This is a genomic window from Streptomyces sp. NPDC018031, from assembly GCF_044327625.1.
Taxonomy (GTDB): domain Bacteria; phylum Actinomycetota; class Actinomycetes; order Streptomycetales; family Streptomycetaceae; genus Streptomyces.
Map to the genome: position 1 here is coordinate 116,789 of NZ_JBIRFT010000012.1, position 12,764 is coordinate 129,552.

Genomic DNA, 12,764 nt, shown 5'->3' on the forward strand with positions numbered 1-12,764 from the left:
CGCTTGAGCAACCTCATGCTAAAGCGCATTAGTTCATGACGGAAGTCTTGACGTGACCATCTCCACGGGTGCAACTTTTGGTCGCCCGCTCGTCGTTGACCCTCCTGTCGCACCCAAGGAGTCCGCCGATCATGCGCATATCCCTTCCCCATGGCGTTTCGCGCACGGGAGGTGCCCCCGGCACCTCCCGCAGAACAGTCCGCAACACCGCGGCACTCGCCCTGCCGCTCGCCCTGTCGGCCCTCGCGCTCAGCGCGTGCGGGTCCGGTGGCGGCGGCGGGTCGAGTGCGACCGGAAAGGTCGAGGGCGAGATCAGGTTCCAGACCTGGAACCTGCGCGCGAACTTCAAGGACTACTTCGAGGACCTGATCGGGGAGTTCGAGGACGCGCACCCGGGGGTGAAGGTCACCTGGCTGGACGCGCCCGGCGAGAACTATGCGGAGAAACTCAGCGCCGACGCCGGCGCGGAGAACCTCGCGGACGTGGTCAACGTCTCCCCCGACCTGGCGTACCCGCTGGCCAAGGCGGGACTGCTGATGAATCTCGACAAGGAGCCGGCCACCGCCCGCTTCACACGCGAGTACACCCCGGAGGCCTGGCAGGGCACGGCGCTCCCCGGGCTCGACGGCACGTACGCCTTCCCCTGGTACCTCAACACCGGGCCCATGTTCTACAACAAGTCGCTGTTCGAGAAGGCCGGACTCGATCCGGAGAAGCCGCCGCGGAGCTACCCGGAGCTGTTCACCGCCGCCAACGCGATGGCGAAGGAGTCGGGCGGCCGGATCGCCACCCTGGCCGGTCCCCCGGCCATCGAGGACTTCGGCCGGTACGGCGTGCGGCTGATGAACGACGACGCCACCGAGTTCACCTACGACGAACCGGCCGGCGTGGAGCTGCTGACGAAGTACAAGGAACTGTACGACAACGGCGGACTCGATTCCCAGGCGCTCACCATGACCCCGGAAAAGGCCGGACAGAAGTTCCTGGAGCAGAAGGTCGCGATGAATCCCGGCAGCGCGCTGGATCTGGGGAAGTTCAAACGCGACGCGCCGACCCTGTACGAGAACCTCGGAATCACCGATGCGCCCAACAACAACGGGAAACCCAATATGTACGTGATGGGGGTCGCGGTGAACGAGCACAGCGAGCACAAGGCGGCCGCGATCGCCTTCGCGCACTTCGTCACCGACCAGCGGCACCAGGAGTCCTTCGCGCACGAGGTGGCGATCTTCCCCAGCACCCGGGGGTCGCTGGAGAAGGAGTACTGGACCAGGGACGACGGCACGGACGAGGGGCGGGTGCGGGTGGCCGCCGCCAGGATGCTCAAGGGCGCGGTGAACTACACCCCGGTGGTGATGAGCGACGAGATGAAGACGATCCTCCAGAACGAGGTCGCCAAGGCGCTGCAGGGCAGGAAGTCCCCGCGGCAGGCGCTGGGCGACGCAGTGGACGCCAGCAACAAGCTGCTGAAGCAGAACTGATGGGACGCCCCGCCGCACCGGTGCGCACCCACCGGAGCACCAGCCCCTGGCTCTTCCTGCTGCCGGGACTGGCGGTCGTCGCCGCCTTCAGCCTCTATCCGTTCGTCAGCACGGTGTACCAGGCGTTCACCGACACCCGCACCCTGACCGACGGCCGCTGGGTGGGGCTGGAGAACTTCCGGACCATGATGGCGGACGACCAGTTCTGGATCGCCCTGCGCAACAGCCTGCTGTACGTCGCCCTGGTCGTGCCGTGCACGGTGCTGCTGCCGCTGCTGCTTGCGCTGCTGGTGCACCGGCGCATCCCGGGCATCACCTTCTTCCGCGCCGCCTTCTACACCCCCGTCGTGGCCTCGGTGGTGGTGGTGTCGCTGATCTGGAGCTGGATGCTGGACGACCGGGGGCTGGTCAACGCGATCCTCGAGGTCTTCGGTGCCGGGCCGGTCGCCTTCCTCGGCGACCAGTGGCTGCTGCTGTTCAGCGCCATGGCGCTGACGGTGTGGAAGGGCCTCGGCTACTACATGGTCATCTACCTGGCGGCGCTGGCCAACGTGCCGGAGGAACTGCACGAGGCGGCGGCGGTGGACGGGGCCGGGGCCTTCCGGCGGTTCCGCCACGTGACGGTGCCGGCGATCCGCTCCACCATGGTGCTCGTCGGGGCGCTCTCCTCGGTCGCCGCGTTCAAGGTGTTCTCCGAGGTGTATCTGCTGGCCGGTCCCAGCGGCGGCCCGGCCGGGGAGGACACCACCTTGGTGATGCTGGTCCAGCGGGTGGGCACCGGGCTGAACGGACGGGTCGGCTACGCGTCCGCCATCTCCCTGGTGATCTTCGTCATCGCCCTGCTGCTGATGCTGCTGGTGCTGCGCGCGGACCGGAGGGGGGAGCGGTGAAGCACACCCCGGGCTGGTGGAAGGCCGTCCGCTACCTGCTGCTGCTGATGGTCCTGGTGATCACCATCGGCCCGTTCCTGTGGCAGCTGTCCACCTCGCTCAAGAGCACCGGCGAGGACATCCACACCTCGCCGCCCCGATTCGTCCCCCGGGACCCCACGCTCGGGAACTACTCCGCGGTGGCCGACATCATCCCGGTCTGGGACTACGCGCTGAACTCGCTGAAGGTGGCGCTCACCAGTGTGGTGACCAACTGCGTCGGCGCCTCGCTCGCCGGGTACGCCCTGGCCCGGCTGCGCTTCCGGGGGCGGCGGGCCGCGACCCTGGCGTTCGTGCTGGCGCTGCTGGTGCCGCTGGAGTCCATCATCATCGCCCAGTTCACCATGGTGCGGGAGCTGGACCTGCACAACACCCTGATCGCGGTGGTGCTGCCCGGTTCGGTCGGAGCGCTCAACGTGCTGCTGATGCGGAACGCGTTCGCCAACCTGCCGTACGAGGTGGAGGAGGCGGCGGTCATCGACGGCGCCAACGTGTGGCAGCGGTTCACCCGGATCGCGCTGCCGTCCGTCAAGGGCACTCTCGCGGTGGTCGCCATCTTCGCCTTCATGGGCGCCTGGGACGACTTCCTGTGGCCGCTGATCGTGCTCTCCGACTCCGACAAGTTCACCCTGACCGTCGGCCTCAACTATCTGCACGGGACGTTCGCCGGCAACCCCCGGCTGGTCGCGGCCGGCGCGATCATCGCGGTCGCCCCGCTGATCGTGCTGTTCGTCTGCCTCCAGCGCTACTTCTTCCGCGGCGTCGGCGAGGGCGCCGTCAAGGGCTGACCCCGCCGACCTGACAGGGGCCCGCGGGCACCTGGCCGACGAAGGGACGACTTCCGTGCGCTTCGGCGTCAACTACACCCCGACCCGCGGCTGGTTCCACCACTGGCTGGACTTCGACCTCGACGAGGTACGCGCCGACCTGGACTCCATCGCCGCCCTCGGGCTCGACCACATCCGGGTCTTCCCGCTGTGGCCGGTCTTCCAGCCCAACCGCACCCTGATCCGCCCGCGCGCGGTGGAGCAGCTGGTGCTGCTCGCCGACGCGGCGGCCGAACGCGGCCTGGACGTGAACGTGGACGGGCTCCAGGGACACCTGTCGAGCTTCGACTTCGTCCCCTCCTGGACCACCACCTGGCACCGGCGCAACCTCTTCACCGATCCGGAGGTGGTCGAGGGCCAGGCCGCCTATCTGCGGACCCTGGCCGGGGCGCTGGCCGACCGGCCCAACTTCATCGGGATGACGGTGGGCAACGAGATCAACCAGTTCGCCGGCGCCCCGCACCCCGACCCGGACCCGATCGGCCCCGAGGAGGCCGGCCGCTGGCTGCGCCGGATGATCGGGGCGTGCGAGAGCGGCGCGCCAGGCCGCCTCCACCTGCACGCCTGCTACGACGCCGCGTGGTACCTGGACGGCCATCCGTTCACCCCGGAGCACGCGGCCCGGATCGGCGCCGCCACCGCCGTGCACTCCTGGGTCTTCAACGGCACCGCGCAGCGGCACGGTGCCGAGGGCGCCGCCACCGAGCGGCACGCCGCCTACCTCGTCGAGCTGTCCAAGGCGTGGGCGGACGACCCGCGGCGACCGGTCTGGCTGCAGGAGGTGGGCGCCCCGGCACCGCACATCCCGCCCGACCGGGCCGCCGCGTTCACCGAGGCGACCCTCGGCCACGCGCTCGACTGCCCGGACCTGTGGGGCGTGACGTGGTGGTGCTCGCACGACGTGGACCGGTCGCTGGCCGACTTCCCCGAGCTGGAGTACGGGCTGGGCCTGCTGACCAACGACCGGAAGGTGAAGCCCGCCGGGTACGCGATCGCCGCGGCGGTGCGCGCCTGGTCGGAGCGGGCCCCGCGGCCCGCGCCGCGTACCACCGCCGTGGTGCTGGACCCCGGCCCCGGCGGCACCGGGCGCGCCGGCTGCGCGCCCGGCGGCCGGTACTTCGAGGCCTGGATGCGGGCGGCGGAGCACGGGCTGCGCCCCGCCGTGGTGCTCGCCGAGCGGGCCGCGGACGCGGCCCACCTGGCGGCACGCGGCATCACGGAGGTGATCGGTGCCGAGGACGTCGGCTGACCGGCCCGCACCCGTACCCACCCCCACCCCCGGCGGCGGCCGGTCCGCGGGATCCGCGGCACGCCGCCGGCCCGTACACGCCCGTACACGCCCGTACACGCCCGTACACGAAGGAGTCCAGCATGACCGACAGACCGCTCTCCACCGGTCGGGACCGGACCGCGGGCGCCGGGCGGCCGCCCGCCCGGCGCGGAGTGCTGGCGGCCGGCGCCGCCACCGCCGCCGCGGCGGCACTGCTCCCCGGCCGCGCGGTCGCCGCCGAGCCCGGGCCGGCCGCGGCCGGACGCGCCGGCGGCCCGGCGGGCGCGGCCGCGGCCGGGCTCCGGCCGTACGCCTCGTACTGGTTCCCGGACAGCCTGCCGTCGGGCTCGCCGCAGCCCGGGGTGGTGTGGCGGAGCCTGAAGTCCTGGACCCCGCGGGAGGATCCGGACCTGCCGTACAACACCGCGACGGTGCCGCTGGCCGCCCGCTTCACGCCGGTCCCGCCCAACGGCACGGCCCGGGCCGGGCAGGCGCGGGTCTCGGCGCTGGCCGCGTTCGCCCCCACCTCCCTCAATCCGTCGCAGGGCGCGGCGAAGGCGGACGTCTACGCCCCCACCCACTGGGCGTACCTGGACGAGCTGGTCTTCTGGGGCGGGTCGTCCGGGGAGGGGCTGATCCTCGCGCCCAACGCGCCGGTGGTGGACGCCGCGCACCGCAACGGGGTGCCGGTGCTGGGCACGGTCTTCCTGCCGCCCGCGGCCTATGGCGGTCAGCTGCGCTGGACCCGGGACCTGGTGCAGCGGGACGGGGCGGGCGGCTTCCCGGTCGCCGACAAACTGATCGAGGTGGCCCGGGCGTACGGCTTCGACGGCTGGTTCGTGAACGCCGAGACCGGCGGCGGCGACGCGCGGCTCGCCGCCGACATGCGGGACTTCCTGCGCCATCTGCGGGAGCGCGGCGAGGGGCTGCGGATCACCTGGTACGACTCCATGATCGACACCGGGGCGATCAGCTGGCAGGACGAGCTGAACGACAGCAATGCCGGGTTCTTCCGCGAGTCCGGCACCATGTTCCTCAACTTCAACTGGTCCGCCCAGGCGCTGGCGTCGTCCGGGCGGCTCGCCGAGGACCTGGGGCGGGACCGCTACGAGCTGTGGGCGGGCATCGACACCGAAGCCCGCGGCTGGGACACTCCGGTGGACTGGGACGCGGTCGTCCCCGCGGAGGGGCCGCATGTGGTGTCCTACGGTTTCTACCGGCCCGAGTGGACCTGGACCGGGCTGCCGGCCGACGAGCGCACCCCCGGTGCCTTCCACCTCCGTGACGACCGGTTCTGGACCGGGCCGTCGCTCGACCCCTCCGAGCCGGGCAGCGGCACCGGGCCCTGGCGGGCACCCGCGCTGACCGTCGCCGACCGGTCGACGGTGACCTCGCTGCCGTTCGCCACCACCTTCAACACCGGCCACGGGCTGCGCTGGTACGAGCGCGGCCGGGTACTCGGGGACGCCCAGTGGAACCACCTGGGGCTGCAGGACCGGCTGCCCGGCCGCCGCTGGGTGGTCCGCACCGCCGGCGCCCGGCCGCGGGTCGGCCTGGACTTCGCCGACGCCTGGCGCGGTGGCAGCTCGCTGCTGGTGGACGGCGCCCTCCCGGCCCCGGCCACGGTCGGACTCCACTCGGTGCGGCTGCCGTTGACGCAGGCCACGGTGGTGGAGCTGGCGCACCGGACCGACGCGGGGTCGGCCGCGGTCCGGGTGGAGCTGGCGGTGGCGCTGGAGCAGCCGGAGGCTCCCGGTGAGCCGTACCCGTTCACGCTGGTGCCGGCCGGTACGCTCGCCCCCGGAGCCGGGTGGACCACCGCGGTGCTGCGGGTCGGCCGGAAGCTCGCGGGGGCCGGGTCGGGGACGGTGCACGCCCTCGGCGTGCGGCTGACCGCGATCGGTGGCGGCACGGTCCGCTGGCGGCTGGGCGGGCTTGCGGTGCGGGACGCCGCCCCGGCCGCGCCGGGCGCCCCGGCCGGGCCCCGGGTGGTCGCCGCGGAGCGGAATCCGGACGGTACCGCGGCGCTCCGGCTGGTCTGGGGCCCGCCCTCCAGCGCGGTGCGCCACCATGAGCTGCACCAGGTGCTGCCGGGCGGCGGCCGCCGGTTCCTGGGTGGCACCTGCGGTACCGCGTTCCACGTCGCCGCACTGCGCCGGTCCGCCGGTGAGGCGGCGACCCGCATCGAAGTGCGGGCGGTGGACGAGCTGTTCACCGCGTCCGCGCCGTCCGCCACCGTCTACAGCTGGTAACGAGTCCTCGAGGAGTGGGTTGCCCATGCACAGTGACCGCGCCGTCACCGAAGCCCGCCTGAAGCGGGTGCTGGAGGAGCGGATCCGCCCCGCGATCCATCCGGAGTCCGTCCCGCTCACGGTCGGGATGTGGCAGGCGCCCGGTGAGCCCGTCCCGGTCGCCGAGGGCCTGGCCGCGCCGCGCACCCCGATCGAGGTGGGGGCCGAGTGGGGCCCGCCGTGGGGCACCAGCTGGTTCACCGTGACCGGCACGGTGCCGCACGCCTGGGCCGGCCGGACCGTGGAGGCGCTGCTGGACCTGGGCTTCGACGAGAACATGCCGGGCTTCCAGTGCGAGGGGCTGGTCTACCGGCCGGACGGCTCCCCGGTGAAGGGCCTCAACCCGCGCAACCAGTGGGTGCGGATCGGCGCGCCGGTGGCGGGCGGGGAGGAGGTGGAGCTGCACGTGGAGGCGGCCTCCAACCCGGTGCTGCTGGACTACCACCCGTTCCGGCCCACCGAGCTGGGCGACCGGGAGACGGCGGGCAGCGAGCCGCAGTACCGGCTGGCCCGGATGGATCTGGCCGTCTTCGACGAGACGGTGTGGGAGCTGGTCCAGGACCTGGAGGTGCTGGGCGAGCTGATGGTGGAGCTGTCGACGGACGCGCCGCGCCGCTGGGAGATCCTGCGCGCCGTCGAGCGGGCGCTGGACGCGGTGGACCTGCAGGACGTGGGGGGCACCGCCGGACGGGCCCGGGCGCTGCTCGCCGGGGTGCTGGCGGCGCCCGCGCACGCCTCGGCGCACCGGATCAGCGCGGTGGGCCACAGCCACATCGACTCGGCGTGGCTGTGGCCGCTGCGGGAGACGGTGCGCAAGGTGGCTCGGACCACGTCGAACATGACGGCCCTGCTGGAGGACGATCCGGACTTCGTCTTCGCGATGTCGCAGGCGCAGCAGTTCGCGTGGATCAAGGAGCACCGGCCGGAGGTGTACGCCCGGGTCAAGAAGGCGGTGGCGGACGGCCGGTTCGTACCGGTGGGCGGCATGTGGGTGGAGTCGGACACCAACATGCCCGGGTCGGAGGCGCTGGCCCGGCAGTTCGTGCACGGCAAGCGGTTCTTCCTGGAGGAGTTCGGGATCGAGACCGAGGAGGTGTGGCTGCCGGACACCTTCGGCTACTCGGCGGCGCTGCCCCAGCTGGTGAAGCTGGCGGGTGCCAGGTGGTTCCTGACCCAGAAGATCTCCTGGAGCCAGACGAACAAGTTCCCGCACCACACCTTCTGGTGGGAGGGGCTGGACGGGACCCGGGTCTTCACCCACTTCCCGCCGATCGACACCTACAACTCCCAGCTGTCGGGCAAGGAGCTGGCGCACGCGGTGCGCAACTTCCAGGAGAAGGGCGGCGCGACCCGTTCGCTGGCCCCCACCGGCTGGGGCGACGGCGGCGGGGGTACCACCCGGGAGATGCTGGCGCGCGCCAAACGGCTGGCGGACCTGGAGGGTTCGGCGACGGTCCGCTTCGAGAAGCCGTCGGCGTTCTTCGAGAAGGCCCACGCGGAGTACGGCCACGCGCCGGTGTGGGTGGGCGAGCTCTACCTGGAACTGCACCGGGCGACGCTGACCAGCCAGGCGAAGACCAAGCAGGGCAACCGGCGCAGCGAGCACCTGCTGCGGGAGGCCGAGCTGTGGGCGGCGACCGCGGCCGTGCGGTGCGGTTTCCGGTATCCGTACCAGGACCTCGACCGGCTGTGGAAGACGGTGCTGCTGCTGCAGTTCCACGACATCCTGCCCGGCTCGTCGATCGCCTGGGTGCACCGGGAGGCGGAGGCCAGGTACGCGGCGGTGGCGGCGGAACTGGAGCGGATCATCAGCGCCGCGCAGCGGGCGCTGGCCGGGGACGCGGCGGCGGGCGGCTCGGTGGTCTTCAACGCGGCGCCCCACGCGCGCGGCGGGGTACCGGCGGGCGGGGCGGCGCCGGTGTCCGCGGGCGGCGGGACCGGGGTGTCGGCGGAGCCCGCCGAGGGCGGCGGCTTCGTCCTGGACAACGGGCTGCTGCGGGTGCGGGTGGACGCCCGCGGGCTGCTGCCGTCGGTCCACGACATCGCCGCGGACCGGGAGACGGTGGCGCCCGGTGAGGCCGCCGGGCTGTTGCAGCTGCACCCGGACTTCCCCAACATGTGGGACGCCTGGGACGTCGACCACTTCTACCGCAACACGGTCACCGACCTGGCCGAGGCGGAGTCCCTGGAACTGCTCGACGACGGGTCGGTGCGGGTGGTGCGCGCCTTCGGCTCGTCCCGGGTGGAGCAGCGCATCACGCTGCCGCCGGGCGAGCGCCGGGTGGAGTTCGACACCGAGGTGGACTGGCACGAGACCGAGAAGTTCCTCAAGGTGGCGTTCCCGGTCGACGTGCACACCGACCGGGTCGCCGCCGAGACGCAGTTCGGGCACCTGTACCGCCCCGCCCACACCAACACCAGCTGGGAGGCCGCGAAGTTCGAGGCGTGCGCGCACCGCTTCGTGCACGTCGCCGAGCCGGGCTGGGGGGTCGCGCTGGTCAACGACTCCACCTACGGCTACGACGTCACCCGCGGCGTGCGCCCGGAGACGGCACCGGGGGCGGGCGGGACCACCACCCGGCTGCGGCTGTCGCTGCTGCGCGCGCCCCGGTTCCCCGATCCCCGGACCGACCAGGGGGTGCACCGCTTCCGGTACGCGCTGGTGCCGGGGGCGGACATCGGGGACGCGGTCCGGGAGGGTTACCGGATCAATCTGCCCGGACGGCGGGTCGCGGGCGACGGCACGGTCGTCCCGCTGGTGTCGGTCGCCGACGACGCGGTGGTGGCCAGCGCGGTGAAGCTCGCCGACGACGGGAGCGGGGACGTGGTGGTGCGGCTCTACGAGTCGCTCGGCGGGCGGGCGCGTACCCGGCTCACCGCCGCCTTCCCGGTCGCCTCGGTCACGGTGTGCGATCTGCTGGAGCGCCCGACCGGGACGGTCGCGCACGAGGGTGCGGACGTCCCGCTCGCGCTGCGGCCGCACGAGATCGTCACGCTGCGGCTGGCCCGGGCCGCCTCCGGTGCCTGAGCGAGCGGCCCGGCGCGATCGGCAAACGTGACCCGCATCACAACGGACGGGAGTGGCGCAGCGTACGCCGGTGCCCTCCCGTCCGGCCGGGCCTCCTTCTCCCCGCACCCCTTGTAGGCCCGAATCGGCCCGCATACCCTTTGGCCGCTCGACAGCTCGGCTCGCACTCGCAAAGACGTACGAGAGGAAGCGGTCATGCCCCCACACGGACGCCATCGCCGGTACCGTCCCGCTCGGATCTCCCGCGCGTCGCTGGGCGTGACCGGCGCGGGCCTCGCCCTGCCCCTGCTGGGCGCCACGCCCGCCGAAGGTGCCGCCGCCGGGGCCCGGGACGGGGTCGCCGACCACGAGAGCGCCGGCGACCGGAGCACCGGCGGCGGCATCTCCGGAGGACCGCGGTCCGCCCGGGAGGCGGACGCCGGCACCGCGTACGCGCCACGCGCCGGGGCGGCCACCCGGGAGCAGCGGGCCGCGATCGCCGAGAGGGCGCCGGCCGGGCCGCCGGGGGCGGACGGCGTGTCGGCGGTGCCCGGGACGGCACCGGCCGGCGAGCGACGGACACCGTCCCCCGATCCGGCACCGACCAGCCTGCCCGGGACGGCGACCACCACGGCGGGCCCCTATGTGGTCGTCGACGGGGACTCGCTGTCCCGGATCGCCCACCGGCACGGCGTCGACGGCGGCTGGCAGGCGCTCCACCGCGCCAACCGGGAGACCGTGGGCGCCGACCCCGATCTCATCTTCCCCGGCCAGCGGCTCTCCCTGACCGGCACCACGGCCCGGCCGGACACCCCGCCCGGGCGGGCGGGCCGGCCGTCCGGGGTGACCGCGCGGGAGCCCGGGGCAAACCGGTCGGCCGAGCCCGCGGCGCGGCCGAAGCCGAAGCCGGCGCCGGAGACCGCGCCCGGGCCGGCACCGGACGCGAAGACCGAGCCCGCGGACGCCGGGTTCACCGCCCCGGTCGACGGCGTCTCGCCGTCCACCGCCTACCGGACCGCCGGTTCGCACTGGTCGAGCGGCTATCACACGGGGGTGGACTTCCCGGTCCCGGTCGGCACCTCGGTCCGGTCCGTACGGCACGGCCGGGTGGTCTCGGCCGGCTGGGCCGACGCCTACGGCTACGAGGTGATCGTCCGTCATCCGGACGGCGGGTACAGCCAGTACGCCCATCTCTCGCAGCTGTCGGTCCGCACCGGCCAGCAGGTCACCACCGGCCAGCGGATCGGCAGATCCGGTTCGACGGGCAACAGCACCGGCCCGCATCTGCACTTCGAGGTGCGCACCGGGCCCGGCTACGGCTCGGACGTCGACCCGCTGGGTTATCTGCGGGCGCACGGCGTCCGTATCTGAGCCGGCGCCCGGGGTGCGGACGGCCCGGTCCGCCGGTCAGATGGCCAGACCGTGCCCCGGGGTGAGGATCCGGGCGGGGTCGTACCGCCGCTTGGCCGCGGCCAGCCGCGCCCACTCCGGCCCGAAGTGGGTGTGCCAGTCCCCCGGCGACATCCGCAGCGTGTTCACCGGGTAGGCGACCGCCCCGGCGGCCAGCGCCCGCCGGTACACCGCTCCGTTGGCGGCGATGAGCGCGTCCCGGGCGGCCGGGTCGCCGCCGGGCGCGGTGCGCAGCAGCGCGAACAGGTACATGGTGTCCCCGGCGGGCCGGCGCAGCAGCGGGGTGCGCGACCGTGCGGTGGGCACCGGGTACAGCAGCACCAGGCCGGACTCCCCGAGGTCGCGCCGGGTCAGCCCGGCCAGGGTGCCGGCGACGACGGCGCGGGCCGCCGCACCGGGCAGGAAGAGATTGAGCCAGGGGTGGGGGTGGAACCACTCGCCGGTGGTGCGGAGCAACGCCTCGCCGGGCGCCATCCGGTCCAGGAAGTCCGCGTACGGCAGGTCCTCGATCTCCTCCGTGCCGCGCTGGTGGGCCAGGTCGCCCAGCAGCTCCCGGTCCGGGGGCGGCCAGGAGGCCCGGTCGCACGGCTCGAAGGCGGCGGCTTCCAGCAGATGGGTCCAGGTGCCGTCGGGCTCCGGGCGGGGCTGCCCCTCCAGGTGGCCGAAGCGGCCCTCGTGGGCCAGCCGGTGCTGGTCGGCGAGGAAGGCGGCGAGGTCGCGGTAGGACAGCTGGTAGCGGCGGACGCGGGCGGGGGCGCGCACCAGTTGCAGCGTGGCCCGGACGATGAGGCCGCACTGGCTCAGCCCGGCCCGGACCGCGTCGAACAGCTCCCGGTGGCGCTCCGGTGAGCAGGTGACCTCCTCGCCGGTGCCGGTCACCACGTCCAGCGAGAGCACGCAGTCGGTCTGCAGGCCGTACCGGTGGCTGGTGCCGCCGATGCCGCCGACGGACAGGGTGCCGCCGACACTGGTGCCGAGGTAGTCGGTGAGCACCGGCGGGGTCCGGCCGAGCGGCAGGGTGGCGGCCAGTACGTCCCGCCACAGTGCCCCGGCCTCCACGGTCACCTCGGTGTCGGACATCCGCACCACCCGGTCCAGCGCGCGCATGTCGACGACCAGCCCGCCGGGGGCCTGGGCCTGCCCGTGCACCGAGTGGCCGCCGCCCCGGGCGGCGACGGGTATGCCCTGGCGGGCCGCGGCCGCCAACGCCTCCCTGACGTCCCGCACCGAACCGGGGACCAGGACGGCCAGCGGGGGCGCGTGGACCGTGTGCCCGTAGTCCTCCGACGCCCACGGCGGTACGCCGCTTCCGGTGAGCAGTTCGCCGTCGAACCCGGGGAACCGAGCCCGGGCGGAGCCGGGCCGGAGCGGACCGGCCTGCGGGGAAGCCTGCGGAGCACCGGCTCCGGGAGAGGGGTTCATCTGCCGCGGACCCTTTCGCCGAACGGGGGGTGGGAGTGAGCGCGCGCTGTGGAGCGGTGGTGCCGGTGTGGCTGCCGAGGGCGGTGCCGGTGTCAGTGTCGGGGCGGTCCTCTACCGTATGCCCGGC

The 12,764-nt window shown here is 73.7% G+C and carries 8 protein-coding genes; 7 read left to right on the forward strand and 1 reads right to left on the reverse strand.

Annotated features, from left to right (window positions below; genetic code table 11):
* The first annotated feature begins 131 nt into the window (after positions 1 to 131).
* The 7 genes from ACH4B3_RS24335 to ACH4B3_RS24365 all read left to right on the forward strand — a co-directional run bounded on the left by ACH4B3_RS24335 (position 132) and on the right by ACH4B3_RS24365 (position 11,176).
* On the forward strand, positions 132 to 1,481 hold the full coding sequence (locus ACH4B3_RS24335; RefSeq protein ID WP_398465987.1) for an ABC transporter substrate-binding protein: 1,350 nt from the start codon (positions 132 to 134) through the stop codon (positions 1,479 to 1,481).
* Positions 1,481 to 2,371 (forward strand): carbohydrate ABC transporter permease, encoded by an 891-nt coding sequence (locus tag ACH4B3_RS24340; protein WP_398465989.1) that lies wholly within the window; start codon positions 1,481 to 1,483, stop codon positions 2,369 to 2,371. Before ACH4B3_RS24335 ends, ACH4B3_RS24340 begins: the two co-directional genes overlap by 1 nt.
* Positions 2,372 to 2,418: 47 nt before the next feature.
* Positions 2,419 to 3,198: a carbohydrate ABC transporter permease gene (locus tag ACH4B3_RS24345; protein WP_398466149.1), complete on the forward strand. Its 780-nt coding sequence runs from the start codon at positions 2,419 to 2,421 to the stop codon at positions 3,196 to 3,198.
* 55 nt (positions 3,199 to 3,253) lie between these two features.
* On the forward strand, positions 3,254 to 4,486 hold the full coding sequence (locus ACH4B3_RS24350) for a glycosyl hydrolase (protein ID WP_398465991.1): 1,233 nt from the start codon (positions 3,254 to 3,256) through the stop codon (positions 4,484 to 4,486).
* A gap of 122 nt (positions 4,487 to 4,608) precedes the next feature.
* Positions 4,609 to 6,759: an endo-beta-N-acetylglucosaminidase gene (locus ACH4B3_RS24355; RefSeq protein ID WP_398465993.1), complete on the forward strand. Its 2,151-nt coding sequence runs from the start codon at positions 4,609 to 4,611 to the stop codon at positions 6,757 to 6,759.
* A 25-nt stretch (positions 6,760 to 6,784) separates the two neighbouring features.
* Complete coding sequence (locus ACH4B3_RS24360) at positions 6,785 to 9,826, forward strand: alpha-mannosidase (RefSeq protein WP_398465994.1); 3,042 nt, start codon at positions 6,785 to 6,787, stop codon at positions 9,824 to 9,826.
* Between the two features lie 195 nt (positions 9,827 to 10,021).
* Positions 10,022 to 11,176 (forward strand): peptidoglycan DD-metalloendopeptidase family protein, encoded by a 1,155-nt coding sequence (locus ACH4B3_RS24365; protein ID WP_398465996.1) that lies wholly within the window; start codon positions 10,022 to 10,024, stop codon positions 11,174 to 11,176.
* Between the two features lie 36 nt (positions 11,177 to 11,212).
* Here the strand turns inward: ACH4B3_RS24365 and ACH4B3_RS24370 are convergent, their stop codons facing one another.
* A complete protein-coding gene (locus ACH4B3_RS24370; protein ID WP_398465998.1) occupies positions 11,213 to 12,637 on the reverse strand; it encodes an FAD-binding protein in 1,425 nt (474 codons plus the stop codon).
* Between the last annotated feature and the right edge of the window lie 127 nt (positions 12,638 to 12,764).

Excerpts from the sequence above, each read along its gene's own strand:
- ACH4B3_RS24360 (WP_398465994.1), top strand. The coding sequence starts at position 6,785 with ATGCACAGTGACCGCGCCGTCACCGAAGCCCGCCTGAAGCGGGTGCTG.
- ACH4B3_RS24340 (WP_398465989.1), top strand. The coding sequence starts at position 1,481 with ATGGGACGCCCCGCCGCACCGGTGCGCACCCACCGGAGCACCAGCCCC.
- ACH4B3_RS24345 (WP_398466149.1), top strand. The coding sequence starts at position 2,419 with ATGGTCCTGGTGATCACCATCGGCCCGTTCCTGTGGCAGCTGTCCACC.
- ACH4B3_RS24370 (WP_398465998.1), bottom strand. The coding sequence starts at position 12,637 with ATGAACCCCTCTCCCGGAGCCGGTGCTCCGCAGGCTTCCCCGCAGGCC.
- ACH4B3_RS24365 (WP_398465996.1), top strand. The coding sequence starts at position 10,022 with ATGCCCCCACACGGACGCCATCGCCGGTACCGTCCCGCTCGGATCTCC.
- ACH4B3_RS24355 (WP_398465993.1), top strand. The coding sequence starts at position 4,609 with ATGACCGACAGACCGCTCTCCACCGGTCGGGACCGGACCGCGGGCGCC.
- ACH4B3_RS24335 (WP_398465987.1), top strand. The coding sequence starts at position 132 with ATGCGCATATCCCTTCCCCATGGCGTTTCGCGCACGGGAGGTGCCCCC.